Annotated in this window: 16 protein-coding genes and 1 tRNA gene; 8 read left to right on the top strand and 9 right to left on the bottom strand. The window is 72.0% G+C overall.

The window, feature by feature from the left end:
* Window positions 1–42: 42 nt before the first annotated feature.
* The gene (ppc, locus tag ACIGXW_RS25775) at window positions 43–2,766 is read left to right on the top strand and encodes a phosphoenolpyruvate carboxylase (RefSeq protein WP_360908881.1); all 2,724 of its coding nucleotides are present in this window, start codon (window positions 43–45) and stop codon (window positions 2,764–2,766) included.
* 56 nt (window positions 2,767–2,822) lie between these two features.
* On the opposite strand, the gene pth is transcribed toward ppc, so the two are convergent.
* From pth to ACIGXW_RS25745, 6 genes are all read right to left on the bottom strand, one after another.
* A complete protein-coding gene (gene pth, locus ACIGXW_RS25770; protein WP_399575185.1) occupies window positions 2,823–3,413 on the bottom strand; it encodes an aminoacyl-tRNA hydrolase in 591 nt (196 codons plus the stop codon).
* Window positions 3,414–3,498: 85 nt separating this feature from the next.
* Window positions 3,499–4,071 (bottom strand): 50S ribosomal protein L25/general stress protein Ctc, encoded by a 573-nt coding sequence (locus ACIGXW_RS25765; protein ID WP_399575184.1) that lies wholly within the window; start codon window positions 4,069–4,071, stop codon window positions 3,499–3,501.
* 208 nt (window positions 4,072–4,279) lie between these two features.
* Entirely contained in the window at window positions 4,280–5,257 is a 978-nt protein-coding gene (locus ACIGXW_RS25760) for a ribose-phosphate diphosphokinase (protein ID WP_360908875.1), read from the bottom strand.
* 72 nt (window positions 5,258–5,329) lie between these two features.
* Window positions 5,330–6,787 (bottom strand): bifunctional UDP-N-acetylglucosamine diphosphorylase/glucosamine-1-phosphate N-acetyltransferase GlmU, encoded by a 1,458-nt coding sequence (glmU, locus tag ACIGXW_RS25755; protein ID WP_071964929.1) that lies wholly within the window; start codon window positions 6,785–6,787, stop codon window positions 5,330–5,332.
* A 117-nt stretch (window positions 6,788–6,904) separates the two neighbouring features.
* Window positions 6,905–6,977 (bottom strand) — tRNA-Gln (locus ACIGXW_RS25750).
* A gap of 23 nt (window positions 6,978–7,000) precedes the next feature.
* The gene (locus ACIGXW_RS25745) at window positions 7,001–7,681 is read right to left on the bottom strand and encodes a hypothetical protein (protein ID WP_399575183.1); all 681 of its coding nucleotides are present in this window, start codon (window positions 7,679–7,681) and stop codon (window positions 7,001–7,003) included.
* A 156-nt stretch (window positions 7,682–7,837) separates the two neighbouring features.
* Here ACIGXW_RS25745 and ACIGXW_RS25740 point away from each other — a divergent pair, with 156 nt between their 5' ends.
* Window positions 7,838–9,190 carry a sensor histidine kinase gene (locus ACIGXW_RS25740; protein WP_399575182.1) on the top strand — a complete coding sequence of 451 codons (1,353 nt, stop codon included), beginning with the start codon at window positions 7,838–7,840 and terminating at the stop codon, window positions 9,188–9,190.
* Window positions 9,191–9,219: 29 nt separating this feature from the next.
* Here the strand turns inward: ACIGXW_RS25740 and ACIGXW_RS25735 are convergent, their stop codons facing one another.
* Window positions 9,220–9,729 carry an SUKH-3 domain-containing protein gene (locus ACIGXW_RS25735; protein ID WP_399575181.1) on the bottom strand — a complete coding sequence of 170 codons (510 nt, stop codon included), beginning with the start codon at window positions 9,727–9,729 and terminating at the stop codon, window positions 9,220–9,222.
* 9 nt (window positions 9,730–9,738) lie between these two features.
* Window positions 9,739–10,278, bottom strand: a complete 540-nt coding sequence (locus ACIGXW_RS25730; protein ID WP_399575180.1) for a YwqJ-related putative deaminase — start codon at window positions 10,276–10,278, stop codon at window positions 9,739–9,741.
* A 344-nt stretch (window positions 10,279–10,622) separates the two neighbouring features.
* Here ACIGXW_RS25730 and ACIGXW_RS25725 point away from each other — a divergent pair, with 344 nt between their 5' ends.
* From ACIGXW_RS25725 to ACIGXW_RS25715, 3 genes are all read left to right on the top strand, one after another.
* The gene (locus tag ACIGXW_RS25725) at window positions 10,623–11,600 is read left to right on the top strand and encodes an SMI1/KNR4 family protein (protein ID WP_071964924.1); all 978 of its coding nucleotides are present in this window, start codon (window positions 10,623–10,625) and stop codon (window positions 11,598–11,600) included.
* An 8-nt stretch (window positions 11,601–11,608) separates the two neighbouring features.
* Complete coding sequence (locus ACIGXW_RS25720) at window positions 11,609–14,695, top strand: SUKH-4 family immunity protein (RefSeq protein ID WP_399575424.1); 3,087 nt, start codon at window positions 11,609–11,611, stop codon at window positions 14,693–14,695.
* Between the two features lie 182 nt (window positions 14,696–14,877).
* On the top strand, window positions 14,878–15,765 hold the full coding sequence (locus ACIGXW_RS25715; protein WP_079274233.1) for a cellulose-binding protein: 888 nt from the start codon (window positions 14,878–14,880) through the stop codon (window positions 15,763–15,765).
* A 61-nt stretch (window positions 15,766–15,826) separates the two neighbouring features.
* On the opposite strand, the gene ACIGXW_RS25710 is transcribed toward ACIGXW_RS25715, so the two are convergent.
* Window positions 15,827–17,611, bottom strand: a complete 1,785-nt coding sequence (locus tag ACIGXW_RS25710; RefSeq protein ID WP_399575179.1) for a lytic transglycosylase domain-containing protein — start codon at window positions 17,609–17,611, stop codon at window positions 15,827–15,829.
* Between the two features lie 444 nt (window positions 17,612–18,055).
* Between ACIGXW_RS25710 and ACIGXW_RS25705 the strand changes: the two genes are divergently transcribed.
* From ACIGXW_RS25705 to mfd, 3 genes are all read left to right on the top strand, one after another.
* On the top strand, window positions 18,056–18,844 hold the full coding sequence (locus ACIGXW_RS25705) for an ABC transporter ATP-binding protein (protein ID WP_071965319.1): 789 nt from the start codon (window positions 18,056–18,058) through the stop codon (window positions 18,842–18,844).
* A complete protein-coding gene (locus tag ACIGXW_RS25700; RefSeq protein ID WP_399575178.1) occupies window positions 18,841–21,405 on the top strand; it encodes an ABC transporter permease in 2,565 nt (854 codons plus the stop codon). Before ACIGXW_RS25705 ends, ACIGXW_RS25700 begins: the two co-directional genes overlap by 4 nt.
* A 263-nt stretch (window positions 21,406–21,668) precedes the next feature.
* On the top strand, window positions 21,669–25,199 hold the full coding sequence (mfd, locus tag ACIGXW_RS25695; protein ID WP_399575177.1) for a transcription-repair coupling factor: 3,531 nt from the start codon (window positions 21,669–21,671) through the stop codon (window positions 25,197–25,199).
* Window positions 25,200–25,203: the final 4 nt, after the last annotated feature.

Genomic DNA, 25,203 nt, shown 5'->3' with positions numbered 1-25,203 from the left:
CCCCTCCAGACGTGCTCGGAAACACCGCAAGGAGCCGCACCTGTGAGCAGTGCCGACAACACCAACGCCGCCCTGCGCGCCGACATCCGCCGTCTCGGTGACCTCCTGGGCGAAACCCTCGTCCGCCAGGAGGGCGACGAGCTCCTCGACCTCGTCGAGCGCGTCCGCGCCCTGACCCGGACGGACGGCGAAGCCGCCGCCGAGCTGCTCGGCACCACCGACCCGCAGACCGCCGCCAAGCTCGTGCGGGCCTTCTCCACCTACTTCCACCTGGCCAACGTCACCGAGCAGGTCCACCGCGGCCGCGAGCTGCGCGCCAAGCGCGACGCCGAGGGCTCCATCCTCGCCCGCACCGCCGACCAGCTGAAGGAAGCCGACCCCGAGCACCTGCGGCAGACCGTCGAGCACCTCGGCGTACGCCCCGTCTTCACCGCGCACCCCACCGAAGCCGCCCGCCGCAGCGTCCTCAACAAGCTCCGCCGCATCGCCGAGCTCCTCGACACCACGGTCGTCGGCACCGGCGACAAGCGCCGCACCGACCTGCGCCTCGCCGAGAACATCGACCTGCTCTGGCAGACCGACGAGCTGCGCGTGGCCCGCCCCGAGCCCACCGACGAGGCCCGCAACGCCATCTACTACCTCGACGAGCTCCATGTGGGCGCCCTCGGCGACGTCCTCGAGGACCTCTCCGCCGAACTCGAACGCGTCGGCGTCCCCCTCCCCGCCACCACCCGCCCCCTCACCTTCGGCACCTGGATCGGCGGCGACCGCGACGGCAACCCCAACGTCACCCCCCAGGTCACCTGGGACGTGCTGATACTGCAGCACGAACACGGCATCACCGACGCCCTCGAACTCGTCGACGTCCTGCGCGGCGCCCTGTCCAACTCCATCCGCAACAGCGGAGCCACCGAAGAGCTCCTCACCTCCCTCCAGCGGGACCTCGAACTCCTGCCCGAGATCAGCCCCCGCTACAAGCGGCTCAACGCCGAGGAGCCCTACCGGCTCAAGGCCACCTGCATCCGCCAGAAGCTCGTCAACACCCGCGAACGCCTCGCAGCCGGCACCACCCACCAGGAAGGCCGCGACTACCTCGGCACCGGCGAGCTCCTCGCCGACCTCCAGCTCATCCAGGACTCCCTGCGCGCCCACCGCGGCCGCCTCATCGCCGACGGCCGCCTCGACCGCGTCCTGCGCACCCTCGCCGCCTTCGGCCTCCACCTGGCCACCATGGACGTCCGCGAACACGCCGACGCCCACCACAACGCCCTCGGCCAGCTCTTCGACCGCCTCGGCGAGGAATCCTGGCGCTACGCCGACATGCCCCGCGACTACCGGCGCAAGCTGCTGGCCAAGGAACTGCGCTCACGCCGCCCCCTCGCCCCCAGCCCCGCCCCCCTCGACGCCGCCGGCGCCAAGACCCTCGGCGTCTTCCACACCATCCGCGAAGCCCTCGAACGCTTCGGACCCGAGGTCGTCGAGTCCTACATCATCTCCATGTGCCAGGGCGCCGACGACGTCTTCGCCGCCGCCGTCCTCGCCCGCGAAGCCGGCCTCGTCGACCTCCACGCCGGCTGGGCCAAGATCGGCATCGTCCCGCTCCTCGAAACCACCGACGAGCTCAAGGAAGCCGACCGCATCCTCGACGAGATGCTCGCCGACCCCTCCTACCGACGCCTCGTCGCCCTGCGCGGCGACGTCCAGGAGGTCATGCTCGGCTACTCCGACTCCTCCAAGTTCGGCGGCATCACCACCTCCCAGTGGGAGATCCACCGCGCCCAGCGCCGCCTGCGCGACGTCGCCCACCGCTACGGCGTACGACTGCGCCTCTTCCACGGCCGCGGCGGCACCGTCGGCCGCGGCGGCGGCCCCACCCACGACGCGATCCTCGCCCAGCCCTGGGGCACCCTCGAAGGCGAGATCAAGGTCACCGAACAGGGCGAGGTCATCTCCGACAAGTACCTCATCCCCGCCCTGGCCCGCGAGAACCTCGAGCTGACCGTCGCCGCCACCCTGCAGGCCTCCGCCCTGCACACCGCACCGCGCCAGTCCGACGAGGCCCTCGCCCGCTGGGACGCGGCCATGGACACCGTCTCCGACGCCGCCCACAGCGCCTACCGGCGCCTGGTCGAGGACCCGGACCTCCCCGCCTACTTCTTCGCCTCCACCCCCGTCGACCAGCTCGCCGAACTCCACCTCGGCTCCCGGCCCTCCCGCCGCCCCGACTCCGGCGCCGGCCTCGACGGCCTGCGCGCCATCCCCTGGGTCTTCGGCTGGACCCAGTCCCGCCAGATCGTCCCCGGCTGGTTCGGCGTCGGCTCCGGCCTCAAGGCCGCCCGCGAGGCCGGCCTGGACACCGTCCTGGACGAAATGCACACCCACTGGCACTTCTTCCAGAACTTCCTGTCCAACGTCGAGATGACCCTCGCCAAGACCGACCTGCGCATCGCCCAGCACTACGTCGACACGCTCGTACCCGACGAGCTCCGGCACGTCTTCGACGCCATCAAGGCCGAACACGAGCTCACCGTCCAGGAAGTCCTGCGCATCACCGGCGAGAGCCAGCTCCTGGACTCCAACCCCGTCCTGCGCCAGACCTTCCACATCCGCGACGCCTACCTCGACCCCATCTCCTACCTGCAGGTCACCCTCCTGCACCGGCAGCGCGAAGCCGCCGCACGCGGCGAGAGCGCCGACCCGCTCCTGGCCAGGGCCCTGCTCCTGACCGTCAACGGCGTCGCCGCCGGCCTGCGCAACACCGGCTGACACGACGAGAGGGCGCCCCCTCCGCCGAGCGGAAGGGGCGCCCTCTCGGCATCCCGCTACGCGTTGTACGTACCCTGGGCGCGCTCCAGGCCGTCCACGATCAGCGTCTCCACCGCATCCGCGGCCCGGTCCACCTCGAAGTCCAGCTCCTTGCGCTCGGTGGACGAGAAGTCCTTCAGCACGAAATCCGCCACCTGCATCCGCCCCGGCGGCCGGCCGATCCCGAAACGCACCCGGCAGTAGTCCGGGCCCAGCGCCTTGGTGATGGACTTCAGACCGTTGTGGCCGTTGTCGCCACCGCCCAGCTTCAACCGCAGCTGCCCGAAGTCGATGTCCAGCTCGTCATGGACCGCGACGATCCGCTCCACCGGCACCTTGTAGAAGTCCCGCAGCGCCGCCGTCGGCCCACCCGACAGATTCATGAACGACATCGGCTTCGCCACGACCACCCGGCGACTGCTCGGACCCGGAGCGCCCAGCCGGCCCTCCACCACCTGCGCCCGCGCCTTGTGCGCCTTGAACTTCGCACGCATCCGCTCCGCGAGCAGGTCCGCGACCATGAAGCCCACGTTGTGCCGGTTGCCCGCGTACTCGCCGCCGGGGTTGCCCAGGCCCACGATCAGCCAGGGAGTCGAGTCGTCCGTCATCTGCATGTCTCCTTCATAGCCAACCGCCGCCCCGCTCCGGTGGAGCAGGACGGCGGTCGCAAAGAAAAACCCGGAAGGGCGAGGATCAGGCCTCGGCACCCTCGGCCGCGGGGGCCTCGACCGAACCGGCGACGACGTGCAGCACGACGGTGTCGGCGTCGACGGCCAGCGCGACACCGGCCGGCAGGACGACGTCCTTGGCCAGGACGGAGGCACCGGCCTCGAGGCCCGCGATGGAGACGGTGACGGCCTCGGGGATGTGGGTGGCCTCGGCCTCGACCGGCAGGGCGGTCAGGGTGTGCTCGAGCAGGTTGCCACCGGCGGCCAGGTCGCCCTCGGTGTGGACCGGGACCTCGACCGTGACGGTCTCGCCGCGCTTGACGACCAGCAGGTCGACGTGCTCCAGGAAGCCCTTCAGCGGGTCACGCTGGACCTGCTTGGGGATGACCAGCTCGGTGCGGCCCTCGATGTCCAGGGAGAGCAGGACGTTCGGGGTCTTCAGCGCCATCATCAGGTCGTGGCCCGGCAGGGACACGTGGACCGGCTCGCCGCCGTGACCGTAGACAACGGCCGGAACCTGGGCCTCGCGGCGGATGCGGCGGGCGGCGCCCTTACCGAAGTCGGTACGGACGGCAGCGGTGAGCTTGACCTCAGCCATGGTGCACTCCTCGTAAACAGATGTGGTGGACGGTTACCCGGCCCACGACAGGCCTGCTACGAAGAGCGCGTCGATAACGGACCGCCGCACACTGCGTCGTAAACGCGGTGCGGCCTCCCTCGCCGAGCAACTCGATGAGTCTACCCGGCGGGGAGGCCGCCCAGAAATCGATCAGCGCATCAGTGCGACTGCATGATCGTTACGGCACTCAGCCCAGCTCGTCGAAGAGGCTGGTGACCGAACCGTCCTCGAACACCTCACGCACCGCGCGGGCGATCGTCGGCGCGATGGACAGCACCGTGATCTTGTCGAGCTCCAGCTCGTTCGGGGTGGGCAGGGTGTTCGTGAAGACGAACTCGCTCACCTTCGAGTTCTTCAGACGGTCCGCCGCCGGACCCGACAGCACACCGTGCGTCGCCGTCACGATCACATCGGCCGCCCCGTGCGCGAACAGCGCGTCGGCGGCGGCGCAGATCGTGCCACCGGTGTCGATCATGTCGTCGACGAGCACACAGACGCGGCCCTTGACGTCACCCACGACCTCGTGGACCGTGACCTGGTTCGCCACGTCCTTGTCGCGCCGCTTGTGCACGATCGCCAGCGGCGCGCCCAGACGGTCGCACCAGCGGTCGGCCACACGCACACGACCGGCGTCCGGGGAGACCACGGTCAGCTTGTTGCGGTCGACCTTCGCGCCCACGTAGTCCGCCAGGATCGGCAGCGCGAACAGGTGGTCCACCGGGCCGTCGAAGAAGCCCTGGATCTGGTCCGTGTGCAGGTCGACCGTCAGGATGCGGTCGGCACCCGCGGTCTTCATCAGGTCCGCGATCAGGCGGGCCGAGATGGGCTCACGGCCACGGTGCTTCTTGTCCTGACGGGCGTAGCCGTAGAACGGCAGGATCACGGTGATGCTCCGGGCCGAGGCCCGCTTCAGAGCATCGATCATGATCAGCTGTTCCATGACCCACTTGTTGATGGGAGCCGTGTGGCTCTGCATCAGGAAGCAGTCGGCGCCGCGCGCCGACTCCTGGAAGCGGACGTAGATCTCGCCGTTGGCGAAGTCGAAGGCCTTGGTCGGGACCAGGCCGACGCCCAGCTGGTGCGCGACCTCCTCGGCAAGCTCGGGGTGGGCGCGGCCGGAAAAGAGCATCAGCTTCTTCTCGCCGGTCGTCTTGAACCCGGTCACAGCACAGTCTCCTTGGATGTCGCTTTGGGTGCGCTTATCACGGTACGCCCCAGACGGCGTCCCGCGTCACGGTCACTGCTCGTCGTCGCCTTCCCGACGAGCTGCGGAAGCGGCCTGAGCGGCAGCGCTTCCCGGGCGCTTACGAGCCACCCAACCCTCGATATTCCGCTGCTGGCCACGGGCGACAGCGAGCGAACCCGGGGGCACATCCTTGGTGATGACCGAGCCGGCGGCGGTGTACGCGCCGTCCCCGATCGTGACCGGAGCCACAAACATGTTGTCCGATCCGGTGCGGCAGTGGGAGCCGATCGTCGTGTGGTGCTTGTTCACGCCGTCGTAGTTCACGAAGACGCTCGCGGCGCCGATGTTCGTGTACTCCCCGATCGTGGCGTCGCCCACGTACGACAGATGCGGCACCTTCGTGCCCTCGCCGACCTCGGCGTTCTTCATCTCGACGTACGCACCGGCCTTGGACTTCGCACCGAGCCGGGTACCGGGCCGCAGATAGGCGTAGGGGCCGACGGTGGCGCCCTCGCCGATCACGGCGGAGTCCGCGACGGTGTTGTCCACCCGGGCGCCCGCGGCGACCGTGGTGTCGGTCAGGCGGGTGTTCGGGCCGACCTCGGCGCCGGTGGCCAGGTGGGTGGCGCCCAGCAGCTGCGTACCGGGCTGGACGAGCGCGTCGGCCTCGAAGGTCACGGTCACGTCGACCCAGGTGGTCGCCGGGTCGACGACGGTCACACCGCTCATCATCGCCGTGTGCAGCAGCCGCTCGTTGAGCAGCTTGCGCGCCTCGGCGAGCTGGACGCGGTTGTTGATGCCCAGGATCTCGCGGTGGTCGCCCGCCACGGCGGCGCCCACCCGGTGACCGGCCTCGCGCAGGATGCCCAGCACGTCGGTGAGGTACTCCTCACCCTGGCTGTTGTCGGTACGGACCTTGCCGAGGGCGTCCGCCAGCAGCTGCGCGTCGAACGCGAACACCCCGGAGTTGATCTCCCGGATGGCGCGCTGGGCGTCGGTGGCGTCCTTGTGCTCGACGATCTCGGTGACGGCGCCGGTGGCCTCGTCGCGGACGATGCGGCCGTAGCCGGTGGAGTCGGGCACCTCGGCGGTGAGCACGGTCACGGCGTTGCCGTCGGCGGCGTGGGTGCTCGACAGGCGCTGCAGCGTCTCACCGGTGAGCAGCGGGGTGTCACCGCAGACGACGACCACGGTGCCGTCGAGGACGACGCCGTTGTTCGACAGCTCCTCCAGGCCCATGCGCACGGCGTGGCCGGTGCCGTTCTGCTCGTACTGGACGGCGGTACGGACGCCGGGGTCGATCTCGGCCAGGTGTGCGGAGACCTGCTCGCGGGCGTGCCCGACGATGACGACGAGGTTCTCGGGGTCGAGCTCGCGGGCGGCGGCGACGACATGCCCGACGAGGGAACGGCCGCAGATCGCGTGCAGGACCTTGGGGGTAGCCGACTTCATGCGGGTGCCCTCACCCGCTGCGAGGACGACGACGGCTGCCGGGCGGTTGGCGCTCACGGGTGTGCCCTTCGGCTTCGAGGGGGTGGACACCCGCAGGATACCGGGGCGTAAGCGGGGGGAAACGCGCAAGGGTCCTGACCTGGGAGGTCAGGACCCGAGGATTCGAACTTCAAGCTCCGCCGCCAGGACTCGAACCCGGACCGAAGAGCACCAAAAGCTCCCGTGCTGCCAATTACACTACGGCGGATAGCATGCCAAAACGGACAATCCCTAGATCGTCGCTTTGGCCCCCACCACTATGCCGTACCACCAGCCTTCGATGCGACGGTAGAGGCCGGCGCTTTTGTGGACGTCCACGACCAGGCAGCCGTGATACCCCTCGCCCACGTTCTTACGGACCGTTTTCGGGTTGTGCTTCTTGAGTGTCGTCTTCCGTAGAGCGGTGACATCGATGCCGACGAGGTCGGCCCAGAAGTTCTCGGCTCGCGTGACGTCCGCGTTCTCGTGGATCATCACGCGGTACTGGATCAGGTCGGTCTGCACGCCGAGCAACGCGAGCCAGGCGAGGTAGACCTGGATCATGTCCGGGTCGCTGTTGATGAACGTGACGCGCTCCCTGAGCTGATGCGGCTTGCTCTTGGACCCCTCGGACCAATAGAGCCCGACTCCGATCAGGAACAGCTCCCGGTCCTTCATCCTGCCGATCTCGTGGGCGGCCTCCAGCTTCGTCTCGATGCGCTTGATCGCCTGAGCCCGCCGGTGCGGCGCCCACCGGGCCTCGCTCATCTCGTGCATCTGCTCGGCCGTCTTCTGCGGCTTCGGCAGATCCCGCACCCACAGCGACACCGAGCTCTTCGCCACCCCCAGCTCGGCGACGATCTCGTCGTACGTCCTCCCCGCCCGCCGCAGCTCGCGGGCGCGGGCCCGCATGTCTGTCTTCGCTTGGACCATGACGGCAGCTTCCGGCGGTCGCCGGGGCGGACGCTTCGAATCCGCGATCGATTCACCAGTTCGAGCGAAAAGCGCCACTTTCGCCTTCGTTCGGATTGCTCGCCTGCTGTCGTGCGGGCAGGAAATGCGATGGCACCCGCCCGTAGTCTGGGTGGTATGAGCACAACGGGGGCAATCGCGGAGGAGGGCGCGCGGGGCGCGCCGGTGGGGCCGTGGTGGTGGGCGCGGCGGCGGAGCATGGTGCTGGATGTGGTGCTGGCTCTGGCGTCGGCACTGGAGTGTGTGCTGGAGGGGATCGCCTTCGCGCACGACGTGGGGATTCCGGCGGTGCTCGGGGGGCTGATAGGGGTGCCGGCGGGTGCCTCGCTGGTGCTGCGGCGGCGGTGGCCGGTCGCGGTGGTGCTGGTGTCGATCGCGACCACGCCGGCGGAGATGGGTTTCCTGCTCGGCATCGTGGGGCTGTACACGCTGGCGGCCTCGGAGGTGCCGCGCCGGATCATCGTGGTGCTGTCGGGGGCGTCGCTGGCGGGCACGCTGGTGGTGGCGATCGCGCGGTTCCACCGGGACATGGCGGAGGACGGCTACCGGCCGGGGCTGTGGCCGATGATCGCGTTCTCGGTGGTGATGGCCCTGGGGCTGACGGCTCCGCCGGTGCTGACGGGTCTGTACGTGGGGGCGAGACGCCGGCTGGTGGAGAGCCTGCGGGAGCGGGCGGACGGGCTGGAGCGGGAGCTGTCGCTGCTGGCGGACCGGGCCGAGGAGCGGGCCGTGTGGGCCCGTAACGAGGAGCGGACCCGGATCGCGCGGGAGATGCACGACGTGGTGGCGCACCGGGTGTCGTTGATGGTGGTGCACGCGGCGGCGTTGCAGGCGGTGGCGCTGAAGGATCCGGAGAAGGCGTCGAGGAACGCGGGGCTGGTCGGTGACATGGGCCGGCAGGCGCTGACGGAGCTGCGGGAGATGCTGGGGGTGCTGCGGAGCACTCCCGAGGCGGCGGTGGCGCAGCCGTCGGCGTCCGCGCAGTCCGAGCGGCTGGCGGAGGTGGCCGCGGCGGCTTCGGCGCGGGTGCGGGTCTCGGCGGGCGGTGCCGCGGCCGGGGCGGCGGGGGACGGCGGGCCGTGTCTGGACGGGCTGGGGGATCTGGTCGGTCAGTCGCGGGAGGCGGGGATGGCCGTGGAGCTGTCGGTGATGGGGGAGGAGCGCGGTTACGCCCCGGAGGTGGAGCAGACCGCGTACCGGGTGGTGCAGGAGGCGCTGACGAACGTCCACAAGCACGCTCCGGGTGCGAAGGCGCTGGTGCGGCTGGCGCACCGGGAGGCCGAGGTGGCGTTGCAGGTGGAGAACGGGCCTTCGGACGGGGGTGCGGATGCGGGTCCGGGGCTGCCGAGCGGTGGTAACGGCCTGGTCGGCATGCGTGAGCGGGTGGGTGCGCTGGGTGGTGTGTTTGTGTCCGGGCCGACGGATGCCGGTGGGTTCCGGGTGTCGGCGGTGATTCCCGACCGGCGCTGAGCCGTGGTGTGCGGTGGTGTGTGCTTTCGTCAGCGGGGCGGGGCGGCGGCCGATAGGCGGGAGGGCCGGGTTCCGGTGATGAGTGCGCCGATGGCGTGGTCGATGTCGGAACCGAGGTACCAGTCCCCGGTGTGGTCGAGGCTGTAGACGCGGCCGTGGGCGTCGACGGCGAGGAGTGCCTGGCCGTCCAGTTCCTGGCCGAGGGGGCAGACCTCGGTGCCCAGTGCGCGGCCGAGGTCGGCGACGGTGCGGGCGAGGTGGAGGCCGTGCAGGGGGTCGATGTGGAACGGCGTGGGGGCGATGTGGCGGCCGGGTCCGGGTGGGGTGACGTGGAGTCCGCCGAATTCGGCCCAGGCCTCGACGGCGGCGGGGAAGACGGTGTGGCGGTGGCCGGCGGGGGAGGTGTGGGCGCGCAGGGCGTCGGCCCAGTTCTCGGCGGCCTTGATGTCCCAGCGGCCGGGTTGCCAGCCGGCTTCGCGCAGGGCGGCGTCGACGTTGACGGGGAAGCGGGTGGCGGCGGTGCGGTCGAATGCGCGCATGGGTGGTGGTCAGTTCCTGCCGTTGGTCGGGGCGCCGGGGTCGACGGTGCGTACGCCGAAGTGGGCCAGGAGTTCGGTGCAGGAGCGGCAGGGCGGGGCGTAGGCGCCGTGGCGGGGGTCGCCGTCCTCGCGGATGTGGCGGGCGGTCAGCTTGGACTGTTTGAGGGCGCGGCGGGCTTCGCCGTGGGTGAGGGGTTTGCGGGCCGCGCGTTTGCTGCGGCCGGTTTCGAAGCCGGTGAGGTAGCGGGTGAGGAGGACGGCTTCGGGGCAGCGGCCGGTGAAGCGTTCGCGGCGTTCGTTGGTGAGGGTGTCGAGGAAGTCCTGGACGAGTGGGTGGAGTCTGGGCGGTTGGTCGGCTTTGCCCGCTGTGCAGGTGAGGGTTTCGCCGCGTACGGAGAGGGCGGCGGCCACGGCGGGCAGGATGCCGTCGCGGCGGTGGAGCAGCACGGGCGGCCGGTCGGCGTCCTCGGTGGAGCTCCAGGTGAGCCGGGGGTCGCCGGGTGCGGTGGTGCCTTCGTCGGCGGTCCGGCGGTCCTTGGTCGTGTGCATGGCGGTTCTTCCCTCCCGTGCAATCCCCCTGTTGCGGGGATCAGCCTGCCAAATGGGATGCCGGGTGCGGAAGGCAGGTCGGTGTTGTGTGCGTCCGGTGTGTCGAATGATCACTGTGGGGTCACGAGTTGTCGCGGGGCGACGTCGGGGCGACCACCGTTGGTACGGGTTCGTACGCACCTGCAAGCGTGTGGGCGGGGGGCGGCGGGCGGGGTCGCCCGTTGCCGGGGACACCCTTCTCGCGGCACCGCATAGGCTGTCGCCCACGAGTGTTCCCGGCGTCCGCCGCATGTCCGGGTCTTCAGTAGTCCTGTAGGAGACACAGTCAGCAGGGGGCTTCCGCCATGACGACAGGTCGGCTCGGGCAGCATGCCGCGCCACCGAACGCGGCCTACGCGGGACAGGTCGTGCACTTCCCGGATCCGGTGCGGCGAGGCCGCCACCCCAAGGGGGTGCGGATCGACGACGAGGGCTTCCCGGACTTCTCGCCGTACGCCCGGGCCGCCGCGGAGATCGCCGAGCCCCCGGAGGGCTTCGGCGTCGACGAGCTGCGGCTGACCGACTACGTGTCGGCCAACGCCGCCCAGCACGCCGCCGGCCACGAGCTGTGGGCCAGCCTGCCGCCGGTGGCGACGCCGCACGGCTGGACCTGGCACCACGTGCCCCGTACGCGCCGGCTCGAGCTGGTCCCGGCGGAGGTCAAGGCGCTGCTGCGGCACCACGGCGGCCTGGCGACGGCGGCCGTGGACCACGGCAAGCGCGGTACGCGTCCGCTGCAGGAGACCCGGCCGGTGCACTTCGCGCTGCCGCAGCGGGACCTGGCGGTCACCGAGGAGCAGGTCCAGGGCGTCGAGGAGGACCTCGGCTACCGTCTGCCCGGCGCCTACCGCGCCTTCCTGAAGGCGGCCGGCGGCTGCGCCCCGGTGGGCGCCGCGCTCGACGCGGAGCTGGGGCTGCTGGTGGACCAGCCGTTCTTCACGGTGCGCGACGAGGCGGCGGTCAACGACCTCGTGTACGTGAACAAGTGTCTGCGCGACCACTTCACCAAGGACTATCTGGGCGTCGGTTTCGTCCAGGGCGGCGTCCTCGCGGTGAAGGTGCGGGGCGAGGCCGTCGGTTCCGTGTGGTTCTGCCCGTACGACGACGCCCGTGACCAGGACGGCTGGACGGTGACGGAGCGGGTGGAGCGGCTGATGCTGCCCTGCGGCGAGGACTTCGACGCGTTCCTGTCCCGCCTGGCGGGCGGCCCGCCGGAGCTGGAGACCGTGGCGAACCTGATGGTGGACGGCGGCTTCGCGCACGCCGTCGCGGTGGAGGGATGAGCGGCGCAATGGTGACGTTCGCGCAGGCGCAGGAGCGCGCGGAGCGCTGGGTCAACGGCGATGTGCCGGCCTATCTCCAACGCGAGGTGCGGGTGCGGGAGTTCGATCTGGGCTTCGTGGCCTGGGCGGAGGACCGCGAGGACGGCCCGACGGGCGACGGCGGCCGGGTCCGGCTGGTCATCGCGCGGGACAGCGGAGAGACGACGCTGTGGCCGGGACTGCCGGTGGGTGAGGTGATCCGGCGGTACGAGGAGGAGTACGGGTCCGTGGACGAACCGGAACCGGCGACGGCGGACGAGGCTCCGCCGCGGCGCGTGGACCTGAACCAGACGTCGTTCCTGCTGAGTCCGCCGCAGTGGTTGCAGGACGCGGCGGACGCGATCGGGATCCCCGACCGGCGGTCGGGCTCGCCGGAGGCGCCGGAGGCGCCGGAGGCGCCGGTTCCGGGGGCTGGGGTGGACGTGCCGTCCGCTGCGGCGTCGGCCGAGGTCACGCCCGCTTCGTCCGAGCGGCGGGTCGGGGCCGACGACCGGTCCGACGTGGTGTCGGATGTGGCGTCGGCTGCTGAGGCCTCGTCCGGGCCGTGGGCCGGTGCTGACGTGCCGTCCGACGCGGCGTCGGCGCCTGAGGCGCCGTCCGGTTCCGAGCCCGGGCCCGAGCCCGCGTCTTCGCCCGAGCCGTGGGCCGGGGCGGACGTCGGGGAGGTGGACGACGACCGTTCCGTCGGCCTGCCCGCCACCGTGCTGGCCCCGGCCCTTTCGGGTTCGGACGCCGACGACACCCCGCCGCCGGGGATCCGTCCCGACGCCAAGACCGAGCTGATGCCGCAGGGCAGCGCGCTGCCGCGGACGACGATCGCGCCGGCGCTCACCGACCCGGCCGCCACGGCCGCGGCGCCGTCGGCCGACCCCACGGCTCCGCCGGCGGGCCGGTACGTGCGTACGCAGCTGGTCTCCCAGCTGGACGAGGCGAGCCTCGCCGCGGGCGCGCTCGGCGCGCCGGGTGCCGCGATGCCGCCCGTGCCGTCCGCGACTCCGGGTGCCCCCGGCCAGGCCGCCCCCGCTCCGGGTACGCCTGGTGCCCCGCAGGCTCCTGGTCAGCCGGGTGCCCATGTGCCGGGTGCGCCTGGTGCTCCGGGTCAGCCCGGCGCTCACGCTGCCGGTGCTCCGGGCGCCCCTGCCTTCCCGGGAGCCCCGGGTCAGCCGGGTGCCCATGTGCCGGGTGCGCCTGGTGCTCCGGGTCAGCCCGGCGCTCACGCTGCCGGTGCTCCGGGCGTCCCCGCCTTCCCGGGAGCCCCGGGTCAGCCTGGTGCCCATGCCCCCGGTGCCCCGGGTCAGCCCGGTGTTCCTGGCGCCCCCCAGGCTCCTGGTCAGCCGGGTGCCCATGTGCCGGGTGCGCCTGGTGCTCCGGGTCAGCCCGGCGCTCACGCTGCCGGTGCTCCGGGCGCCCCCGCCTTCCCAGGAGCCCCGGGTCAGCCTGGTGCCCATGCCCCCGGTGCCCCGGGTCAGCCCGGTGTTCCTGGCGCCCCCCAGGCTCCGGGCCAGCCCGGTGCCCACGTGCCGGGTGCGCCTGGCGCTCCCGGTCAGCCCGGCTCCCATGCCCCCGGTGCTCCGGGTCAGCCGGGTGTTCCCGGTGCCCCGCAGGCCCCCGGCCGGCCCGGCCCCCACGCTCCGGGTGCCCCCGGTGCCCCCGGTGCCCCCGCCTTCCCCGGCGCCCCCCAGGCTCCGGGCGCTCCCGGGGCCCAGGCCCCCGGTGTACCGCAGCCCCCGTCCGCCCCCGGCGCCCCGCAGGGCCCCGGTGGGGTGCATGCCGCTGCCACGATGCTGGCCGGGCCCGGGACGCCCGGCATGCCTGGTGCTCCCGGTGCTCCCGGTGCTCCCGGTGCTCCCGGCGCTCCCGCCGCCCCGCGGCCCCCGCAGGCTCCCGGTGCGCCCCCGCAGGCCCCGTCCGCCCCGCAGGGGCCCGGTGGTGGGGTGCATGCCGCTGCCACGATGCTGGCCGGGCCCGGGACTCCGGGCATGCCCGGCGCGCCCGGCACCCCGCAGGCACCGCAGGCACCGCAGGCCCCGGCACCCGCCTACGGGTATCCGCCCGCGGCGCCCACCGGTGTGCCCACCGTGGGGCCCGGGTACATGGCCGTGCTCCGCTACCGGGCCCAGGACGGGTCCGAGCAGCAGGTCATCCGGCGCAGTGCCCCCGGCACGCCGCACCCCGAGTGGCAGATCCTGCACGAGCTGCGGTCCATGAACGTGCCGCCGCAGCAGGTGCTGGAGCTGCACACCGAGCTGGAGTCGTGCGACCTGCCGGGCGGGTACTGCGCGCGGATGATCCGTGAGACGTGGCCCCAGGTGAGGATCAGTCACACGGCCGCGTACGGGCGCGACCACGCGACCCGGCAGCAGGGCGTGCGCCACCTCGTGGAGCACCAGGGCGAGCTGCACCAGGTGGCGGACGGGCCCGCGCGGCCGGCGCCGAACCGGGTGCCGCTGCCGCACCCCGGAAGCATCCAGCCGGCGCCGCCGGTCGGGCCGGACGTCATCGGGCGGGAGCTCGCCGAGGGCTTCGGGCCGCAGGGGATCTTCCGCTTCGACCAGCGCGCCGTCTCGCGCCAGGGCGTGCCGGAGGTCGTCGCGCAGACGCTGGTGTGGGCCGGTCTGCCGGTCGACTTCGGCCCGTTCTTCTGGGGTCAGGCCCAGCCGGGCCGCCCGGTGCCGACGCTGGCGGAGCTGGCGGCGGAGCGCGGGGTGCGGGCGGCGTCGGACGCCGGTTCGTACCTCGTCATGGGCAGCGACTACGGCCGTCAGCTGTGTGTGCAGTACGGCACGGCGCACATCGTGGCCGTGCCGGTGGAGGCCGGGCCGGACGGCCACCCCGTACCGCCGCAGTTCGTCAACACGAGCCTCCCTCAGTTCGTTCGCTCTTTGGCGCTGCTCGGAAAGATGTGGCGCTGGCGTTACGGGCTGACGCCCGAGCAGGCCGGGCGCTGGACCGTGGACTTTCAGAGTCAGCTGGCCGCGCTGGACCCGGCGGCGCTGTCCTCGCCGGAGAACTGGTGGGCCGTGTTGCTGGAGCAGATGTGGGACGGTCTCTTCTAGCGGCCGGCCGAAGCGTGCGTGGACGGTACAGGGCGCTCGACCCGAGGCGGGGGTCGGGCGCCCTGCGCCCTGCGCTGCGGAGTGTCGCGTCATGGGCGCTTCGCTTGTCCGGGAATGATGTACGCCAGACCTGTCGCATACCGGATTTCCGGATATAAGGGGCTACAAGGATGAGTTCATCGGTGTCTCCTGACGGTTTCGCTGTCGTACGAGGCCGCGGTTACCGGCCGGAGCAGGTCGACAGCGCGATGGCGGAGTGCGCCCGGCAGCGGGATTCCGCCTGGGAGCGGGCCGCGCGCCTGACCGTCCTCGCGCGCGAGATGGAGGACGAGGTCCGGCGTCTGACGCAGGTGGTGGCGCAGCTTCCGCCGCAGACGTACGAGACGCTGGGTCCGCGCGCCCAGGGCCTGGTGACCACGGCCGAGCTGGAGGCCGCGGGGCTGCGGGAGCGCGCCGAGGCCGAGGTGGCGGCCGTGCAGGAGGCTTCCCAGACCCACACCCGTGAGCTGCGGGACGCGGCGCACGAGTACGCGGTGGCGGTGCGGGCGGAGGCGGAGGAGTGGGCGCGGCAGGCGCTGCTCGCCGCGCAGACGGTCGCCGACGACCTGCGGGCGACGGTGAGCCGGGAGGTCAAGGAGCGTGGCGAGGAGGCCCTCGCGGCGCTGAAGGACATGCGGCAGCGGTGTGCGCACGTGCTGGCCGAGCAGGAGAAGGAGCACGCCGAGCGCTGGGACGCGGCGGGGCGTGAGATCGCCGAGCGCGAGGCGGCGATGGACGCGCGGGTGGCGGCGCTGGAGGAGTACGCGCGGACCGCGCTGGGCGAGGCGCGGCGGCGCTACGCCGACACGGAGGAGGCCGCCCGGCACGGGCAGGAGGACGCCGAGGCGCAGGCGGCGGCGGTCATCGCGCAGGCGCGGGTGCGCGAGGAGCGGATCGCGCGGGACACCGAGCGGGTGCTGCGCGAGCACGAGGAGCGGCGCGAGGAGCTCAAGTCGCACATGGCGCACGTCCGGCACAGCCTGGCGGCCCTGACGGGCAAGCCGGTGGCGGAGGACGCGGACGCCGGCTGACGGGACGTCGGCCGGGCGGCGTCGTCCCGCCCGCGCGCGGCGGGCGGGACGACGCCGTGGCTCACTGAGCGGGCTTCGCCGGGCCGGAGGGCGCGGGGGTGCCGGAGGGCTCCGCGGCGGGCGGGGCCGTGACGGTCAGCTTCAGGTCGAGAGTCGTGCCGTCGGTGGTGGTCAGGCGCAGCACGAACGTGCCGGCCTGTTCGTCGGTGAACAGCTCGGGCAGGGTGACCGTGCCGTCCTTGTCGGTCTTGGGGAGGGCGAGCGTGCGCAGCTGCTTGCCGTCCTTGTCCTTGAAGTACGGTCCGGTCCTGGCGGGCGTCTTGCCGTCGGCGGCGAGCACGGTGGCCGTGATCGCGGTGTCGGAGACGGCCTTGTCCTTGCCGAGCGCCTTGATCTGGATCTTCTGTGTGAAGGCGCTCTTGGCCGCGGCCTTGAGCGGGTCCTCGCCGACGCGCACGAGCTTGTCCGCGCGCGGGGCCGGTGCGGTCTTGACGTCCGCGTGGAAGTCGACGGGGGCGATGTCGCTGCCCTCGACGGTGGCGCGGATGGTGAACGAGCCGGGCCAGTCCTTCGCGTGGAGCTCCGGTGCGGTGGCCAGTCCGCTCTTGTCGGTGGGGACGGTGACCGAGCGGGCGGTGCCGAGGAACTTCGCGTCGGTGTGACCGATGATCTCGAAGCGCACGCGGGTACGCTCGGGGGCCGGCTTGCCGGCGGCGTCCAGGGCCCGTACGCGCGCCCGTTCGGAGAAGACCTCGTTGGCGGTGGCTTCCAGGGTCTCGTCGCCCACGCGGTCGAGGCGGGTGACGGGGGCGGGCTTGGGCGGAGTGGGCTTGGTCTCCCCGCCGTTGCCGTTGCCGCCCGGATTGGGCTTGTTGCCCGGGTTCTTGGGCTCGTCGGGCTTCGACGGCGTCGGCTTGGCGGGCGGGTTCTGCTTGCCCGGGGTGTTGCCGCCGCCGCTGCTGCCGCTGCCGGGCTTGGCCGGCGGGGTGGTGCCGGGCTTCGACGGCCGCGACGACGGGGGCGCGGGGGTGTTCCCCGTGCCGGGCCGCGAGGGCGCCGGGTCGGGCACCGCGCTGCTGCTGCTCTTGTACGCGCGCATCCAGGCGAGCACGGCGTTGACGTACTCGCGGGACTGGTTGTAGCTGAGGATGGCCCGGTCGAGGTCGCCGGGGTTGTTCAGGTCCTTGCCGCCCGAGCACAGGTAGCGTGCGGTGCCCGCCGTGGCGTCGAAGATGTTGTTGGGGTCCTGCTTGCCGTCGCCGTTGCCGTCGGCGCCGAAGCTCTCCCACGTCGAGGGGATGAACTGGGTGGGGCCGACGGCCCGGTCGTACTCCGTGTCCCCGTCCCAGCGGCCGCCGTCGGTGTCCTTGATGACGGCGAACTGTCCGCCGGTCAGGCGCGGGCCGCGGATCTGTGTGTCGGTCATCCCGTCGGAACGCAGCCCGTACTCCGCGGCGTGTCCGGATTCCACCTTGCCGATGCCCGCGATGAGCTGCCAGGGGATGTGGCAGCTCGGGTAGCGCTCCTGGGCGAGCTTCTCGGCGTTCTTGTACGCGGCGAGGGCGGTCGCGGGAATGCCCGTGGCGCCGTCGGGGGTGTCGCCTCTGGTGGCGTTGGGGTCGGGCTTGCCCGTGGTGCCGGGGCGGGGTACCAGGTCGGGCAGGGCCAGGTTGGGCACGCCGTGCGGGCGGCTCTGCGGGTTGTCCGGACCGGGCGAGGGGTCGCCCAGTCCGGCGCGGTGCGGCGGGCTGGCGCCTACCGCGGCCGTGGTCAGGCCGGCGACGAGCAGGGCAGCGCACAGTCCCTGGCGGGAGACGCTCGCAGCGCGAGTTCGAAGTATCTTCACGGGGGCTGCTTCCTTGGGAGACCTGCGGCCGTACGAAGGGGGTCGCACGTCAGCCCCCCTCGGCCATAGACCCGAACACTAATTCCCTCAAGCCCCAATTGTCTTGCCCGGGGACCGGCTTCACGGTTTCTTCGCCGTTCGTTATCCCACTTGCGGTGCTCTCTCCGCTGTTGTGCGTAGCCGACCCCGACCCTGAGACGCCGCCGCCCCGCGGGGCCGCGTCCCCTAGGGGTCCCTCCGTACGTTCTCCACCCCCCGGTTCGTACCGCAGCAGGAGGAGGGGCACCCCCGGCGCTGCCTAGATTCATGGGGACGGCCGGGGGGCCGGGGTGGGGCTGGCACCACCCCCAAGACACGTACGAGCACCATCGCGGCCGCGGCCCTGCTCCAGCAGGCTTTGAACCATTACTCAGCAGCTCGGCAGACTTACGAGGAGAGCCCACCGTGACAACGGCTGTATCGATTCCCCGGGCCGGGGGCAGCGGAAGGCATGCGGCCGTCGCGGCGAAGGCGCGTCAGGTCCTGAAGGCCTACGGCTCGGGGGAGACCCGGGTCGTCGCCCTCGACCACGTGGACGTGGACATCGCCCGCGGGCAGTTCACGGCCATCATGGGACCCTCCGGCTCCGGCAAGTCGACGCTGATGCACTGCCTGGCCGGCCTCGACACCGTCACCTCGGGGCAGATATTCATCGACGAGACCGAGATCACCGGCCTGAAGGACAAGAAGCTCACGCAGCTGCGCCGGGACCGGATCGGCTTCATCTTCCAGGCCTTCAACCTGCTGCCGACGCTCAACGCCCTGGAGAACATCACGCTCCCCATGGACATCGCCGGCCGCAAGCCCGACCGGCAGTGGCTGGACCGGGTCGTGGAGACCGTGGGCCTGGCCGGCCGCCTCAAGCACCGGCCCAACCAGCTCTCCGGCGGCCAGCAGCAGCGCGTCGCGGTGGCCCGCGCCCTCGCCGCCCGCCCGGAGATCATCTTCGGTGACGAGCCCACCGGAAACCTGGACTCGCGCGCCGGCGCCGAGGTGCTCGGCTTCCTGCGCCGCTCGGTGGACGAGCTCGGCCAGACCATCGTGATGGTCACCCACGACGCGGTCGCCGCCTCCTACGCGGACCGGGTGCTGTACCTGGCCGACGGCCGCATCGTCGACGAGATGTACGCCCCCACCGCCGAGGCCGTCTTCGAGCGGATGAAGAACTTCGACGCGCGGGGACGGGTGTCGTGACCGTCCTCAAGACTTCCCTGCGCAACTTCCTCGCGCACAAGGGCCGCATGGCGCTGTCCGCCGTCGCGGTCCTGCTGTCGGTGGCGTTCGTCTGCGGCACGCTGGTGTTCACCGACACCATGAACGCCACGTTCGACAAGCTCTTCGCCTCCACCGCCTCCGACGTCGCCGTCTCGCCGGAGAAGAAGGACAACGCCCAGGAGACCGGAAAGCCCCAGACCCTGCCCGGGTCGCTGGAGGGCCGCCTGGCCAAGGTGCCGGGCGTCGCCAAGGTGGAGGGGCACGCCACCAGCCGGCGGATCACCGCCGCGAAGGCCGGGAACAAGAGCATCAGCCCCGACTCCGGCGCCCCCACCGTGGGCACCAACTGGGACGACAGCCAGAAGAAGTCCGTCGAGATCACCAGCGGTCACGAGCCGCGCGGCGCCGGCGAGGTCGTCCTGGACGCCGACACCGCCGACAAGCACCACCTGACGACGGGCGACACGCTGCGCGTGATGGCCATGCCGGGCGACTTCACCGTCCGCATCGTCGGCATCGCCACGTACAGGACGACGAACCCCGGTGCGGCCGTCCTCTACTTCGACACCCCCACCGCCCAGGCCAAGCTGCTCGGCAGCCCCGGCGTGTACAGCGGCTACGGGCTCACCGCCGCCTCCGGCGTCAGCGACGAGCAGCTGAAGAAGGACGTCACCGCCGCCGTGGGCACGGGCTACACCGTGCACACCGCCGCCGAGACCAAGGCCGAGAACAAGAAGGAGGTCGGCTCCCTCCTCGACGTCATGAAGTACGCGCTGCTGGGCTTCGCCGGCATCGCCGTCCTCGTCGGCATCTTCCTGATCGTCAACACCTTCTCCATGCTGGTCGCCCAGCGCACCCGTGAGATCGGCCTGATGCGGGCCATCGGCTCCAGCCGCAAGCAGGTCAACCGCTCGGTGCTGGTCGAGGCCCTGATGCTGGGCGTCGTCGGCTCGGTGCTGGGCATCGCCGGCGGCATCGCGCTCGCGGTCGGGCTGATGGAGCTCATGGGCGCCACCGGCATGAAGCTCGACACCTCCGAGCTCACGATCAAGGCCACCACGCCGGTCGTGGGCCTGGGCATCGGCGTCGTCGTCACCGTCCTCGCCGCCTACCTGCCCGCCCGGCGGGCAGGGAAGATCTCCCCGATGGCCGCCCTGCGCGACGCCGGCAACCCCGCCGACGGCAAGGCCGGCAAGGTGCGGGCCACGATCGGCCTGCTGCTGTCCGCCGCCGGCGCCGCGGCCCTGCTGTCCGCCGCCGGGTCCGACGACGCCTCGGCCGGCTCGGGCATGCTCGGCCTGGGCGTGCTGCTGACCCTCGTCGGCTTCGTGGTCGTCGGCCCGCTGCTGGCCGGCTTCGTCGTCCGCATCCTGAGCACGGTCGTCCTGCGGGCCTTCGGCCCCGTGGGCCGCCTCGCCGAACGCAACGCCCTGCGCAACCCCCGCCGTACCGGCGCCACCGCCTCGGCCCTGATGATCGGCCTCGCGCTGGTCGCCGCCCTGTCGGTGGTCGGCTCCTCCATGGTCGCCTCGGCCACGGACCAGCTCGACAAGTCGGTGGGCGCGGACTTCATCATCGAGACCGACAACGGCCAGCCGCTCACCCAGGCCCAGGCCAGGGCCATCCGCTCGGCCCGCGACCTCGCGCACGTCACCGAGATCACGGCCGTCAACGCCAAGCTGACCCTCCCGGACGGCAGGACCGTCACCGAATCGCTGAACGCCTCGGACCCCACCTATGGCGACGACCTGCGCACGGAGACGGTCCGGGGCACCTTCGCGGACGCCTACGGCAAGGACGCCCTCTCGGTGCCGGAGGGCTTCGCCAAGAACCACAAGATCAAGCTCGGCGACCGGCTGACCGTCGCGATGATCGACGGCCGCGAGGCGAAGCTGCAGGTCAAGGCCATCACCTCGGACGACACCAGCTTCAACAAGGGTGCGCTGTTCACCAACATCGCCACTGCCCGGCAGTACCTGCCGGCCGACAAGATGCCGCTGGACGCGATGATGTTCGCCAAGGCCGCCGACGGCAGGGCGAAGGCGGCGGCCGCGTCCCTCAAGGCGGCGGTCGGCGACTACCCGCAGATCAAGGTCCGCGACCAGGCCGACTACAAGAAGCTCATCAAGGACCAGGTCGGCCAGCTCCTCAACATGATCTACGGCCTGCTGGCCCTGGCGATCATCGTCGCGGTGCTGGGCGTCGTGAACACCCTGGCCCTGTCGGTGGTCGAGCGCACCCGTGAGATCGGCCTGCTGCGGGCGATCGGCCTCTCGCGCCGCCAGATGCGCCGCATGATCCGCCTGGAGTCGGTCGTCATCGCCCTCTTCGGCGCCCTGCTGGGCCTCGGCCTGGGCATGGCCTGGGGCACGGCGTCCCAGCAGCTGCTGGCCCTGCAGGGCCTGGGCGTCCTGGACATCCCCTGGCCGACGATCACCGCGGTCTTCGCCGGCTCGGCGGTGGTGGGGCTGCTGGCGGCGCTGGTGCCGGCGTTCAGGGCGGGGCGGATGAATGTGCTGAACGCGATCGCGACGGACTGATCACCGGTCCTTCGAGACCCGGCCCGGACGCGACACGGGGGTGCGCGTCCGGGCCGGTTCGTCCGTGCGGGCCGGTGGGGGTCTGTGCCCACCCTCCCCCGGCTACCGCTGGGAGGTGCCCCCAGCTCAGCGGAACGACTGCCCACAAACCGACGCACCGGCGGGTGTCGGCCCACCGTCGTAGGCTGGAGGCCCCCGGCTCGGGCCTGAACAGTCCGTGTCGGGCCGTTCGCGTTGCCCACCCCCGGGACGGAAAAGCCTTCATGAGCCTGCACGGTCTGCTCGACGCCGTCGTCAACGATCCGGCGCTCGCCGAAGCGGTGAGGGCCGCGGGCGACGGCAACCGGCCGCACGTCGACCTGGTCGGCCCGCCCGCCGCGCGGCCCTTCGTCATCGCCGCGCTCGCCCGCGGCGCCGAGCGGCCCGTGCTCGCCGTGACCGCCACCGGCCGCGAGGCCGAGGACCTGGCGGCCGCGCTGCGCTCCCTGCTCCCGGCCGACGGCGTCGTCGACTACCCGTCGTGGGAGACCCTGCCGCACGAGCGGCTCTCGCCGCGCTCCGACACCGTCGGACGGCGCCTGGCCGTGCTGCGCCGGCTGGCGCACCCCAGCAAGGACGACCCGGCGGCCGGCCCCGTCTCCGTCGTGGTGGCACCCATCCGCTCCGTACTGCAGCCGCAGGTCAAGGGCCTGGGCGACCTCGAGCCCGTCAGCCTGCGCAGCGGGCAGAGCGCCGACCTGGGCGAGATCACCGAGGCACTGGCGGCGGCCGCTTACGCCCGGGTCGAACTGGTCGAGAAGCGCGGCGAGTTCGCGGTGCGCGGCGGCATCCTCGATGTGTTCCCGCCGACCGAGGAACACCCGCTGCGGATCGAGTTCTGGGGCGACGACGTCGAGGAGATCCGCTACTTCAAGGTGGCCGACCAGCGGTCCCTGGAGGTCTCCGAGCACGGCCTGTGGGCTCCGCCCTGCCGTGAGCTGCTGCTGACCGACTCCGTCCGGGAGCGCGCGGCGGCCCTGGCCGGGGAACACCCCGAGCTCGGCGAGCTGCTCGGCAAGATCGCCGAGGGCATCGCGGTCGAGGGCATGGAGTCCCTGGCCCCCGTCCTGGTGGACGACATGGAGCTGCTGCTGGACGTGCTGCCGGCCGGCAGCATGGCCGTCGTGTGCGACCCGGAGCGGGTACGGACCAGGGCCGCCGACCTCGTCGCCACGAGCCAGGAGTTCCTGCAGGCGTCCTGGGCCGCCTCCGCCGGCGGCGGCGAGGCGCCCATCGACGTGGACGCCGCCTCCCTGTGGGGCATCGCCGACGTCCGCGACCGCGCCCGCGAGCTCGGCATGATGTGGTGGTCGGTCAGCCCCTTCGCCGCCGGCGAGGACCTCGACGGCGACACCCTCACCCTCGGCATGCATGCCCCCGAGACCTACCGCGGCGACACCGCCCGCGCCCTGGCCGACACCAAGGGCTGGGTGGCCGACGGCTGGCGCACCGTCTTCCTCACCGAGGGCCACGGCCCCGCGGCCCGTACGGTCGAGGTGCTCGGCGGCGAGGGCATCCCCGCCCGCCTCGACGCGGACCTGCCGCAGCTGTCCCCGTCCGTCGTGCACGTCTCCTGCGCGAGCCTCGACAACGGCTTCGTCGACCCCGTGCAGAAGATCGCGGTGCTGACGGAGTCCGACCTCACCGGCCAGAAGTCCGCCAGCAAGGACCTGGGCCGGATGCCGGTCCGGCGCCGCAAGACCATCGACCCGCTGACCCTGCAGGCCGGCGACTACATCGTCCACGAGCAGCACGGCGTGGGCCGCTACATCGAGATGGTCCAGCGCACCGTCCAGGGCGCCACCCGCGAGTACCTGCTGGTGGAGTACGCCCCGGCCAAGCGCGGCCAGCCCGGCGACCGCCTCTACATCCCCACCGACCAGCTGGAGCAGGTCACCAAGTACGTCGGTGGCGAGGCGCCCACCCTGCACCGCCTCGGCGGCGCGGACTGGACGAAGACCAAGGCGCGCGCGAAGAAGGCCGTCAAGGAGATCGCCGCCGACCTGATCAAGCTGTACTCCGCGCGCATGGCGGCCCCCGGCCACTCCTTCGGCTCGGACACCCCCTGGCAGCGGGAGCTGGAGGACGCCTTCCCCTACGCGGAGACGCCCGACCAGCTCACCACGATCGCCGAGGTCAAGGAGGACATGGAGAAGTCCGTCCCCATGGACCGCCTGGTCTGCGGCGACGTCGGCTACGGCAAGACGGAGATCGCGGTCCGTGCGGCCTTCAAGGCGGTGCAGGACGGCAAGCAGGTGGCGGTGCTGGTGCCCACCACCCTCCTCGTCCAGCAGCACTTCGGCACGTTCTCCGAGCGGTACTCCCAGTTCCCGGTCGTGACGAGGGCGCTGTCCCGCTTCCAGACCGACACCGAGGCCAAGGCCGTGCTCGAGGGCCTGCGCGACGGCTCCGTCGACATCGTCATCGGCACCCACCGCCTGTTCTCCTCCGAGACCAAGTTCAAGGACCTGGGCCTGGTCATCGTCGACGAGGAGCAGCGCTTCGGCGTCGAGCACAAGGAGCAGCTGAAGAAGCTGCGCGCCAACGTGGACGTGCTGACGATGTCCGCCACGCCCATCCCCCGTACGCTCGAGATGGCCGTGACCGGCATCCGCGAGATGTCGACGATCACCACGCCGCCGGAGGAGCGCCACCCGGTGCTGACCTTCGTCGGGCCGTACGACCAGAAGCAGATCGGCGCCGCGATCCGCCGCGAGCTGCTGCGCGAGGGCCAGGTCTTCTACATCCACAACCGGGTGGAGTCCATCGACCGGGCGGCGGCGAAGCTGCGCGAGATCGTGCCCGAGGCGCGGATCGCCACGGCGCACGGACAGATGGGCGAGTCGGCGCTGGAGCAGGTCGTCGTCGACTTCTGGGAGAAGAAGTTCGACGTGCTGGTCTCGACGACGATCGTCGAGTCGGGCATCGACATCTCCAACGCCAACACCCTCATCGTCGAGCGCGGCGACAACTTCGGCCTCTCCCAGCTGCACCAGCTGCGCGGCCGGGTGGGCCGTAGCCGCGAGCGCGGCTACGCCTACTTCCTCTACCCGCCGGAGAAGCCGCTCACCGAGACCGCCCACGAGCGCCTCGCCACGATCGCCCAGCACACGGAGATGGGCGCGGGCATGTACGTGGCGATGAAGGACCTGGAAATCCGCGGCGCGGGCAATCTGCTCGGTGGCGAGCAGTCCGGGCACATCGCGGGCGTCGGCTTCGACCTCTACATCCGCATGGTGGGCGAGGCGGTGGCCGACTACCGGGCGTCCGTCGAGGGCGGGGCGGAGGAGGCGGAGGCCCCGCTCGAGGTCAAGATCGAGCTGCCGGTCGACGCGCACGTCCCCCACGACTACGCGCCGGGCGAGCGGCTGCGCCTGCAGGCCTACCGCGCCATCGCCTCCGCCAACAGCGAGGAGGACATCAAGGCCGTCCGCGAGGAGCTCACCGACCGCTACGGCAAGCTGCCGGAGCCGGTGGAGAACCTCCTGCTGGTCGCGGGCCTGCGCATGCTCGCCCGCTCCTGCGGCGTCAGCGACATCACCCTGCAGGGCCCCAACGTCCGCTTCGGCCCGGTGGACCTGCGCGAGTCCCAGGAGCTGCGCCTCAAGCGCCTCTACCCGCGCACGGTCATGAAGCCGGCGACCCAGCAGATCCTGGTCCCCCGCCCGGCGACCCGCCCCATCGGCGGCAAGCCCCTGGTCGGCCGGGAACTGCTGGCGTGGACGGGGGAGTTCCTGACGACGATCCTCGGCTGACCGG

It is taken from the genome of Streptomyces sp. NPDC053079, assembly GCF_044546695.1.
Classification (GTDB): Bacteria; Actinomycetota; Actinomycetes; order Streptomycetales; family Streptomycetaceae; genus Streptomyces.
This window is presented reverse-complemented; position numbering and strand designations above follow the sequence as displayed.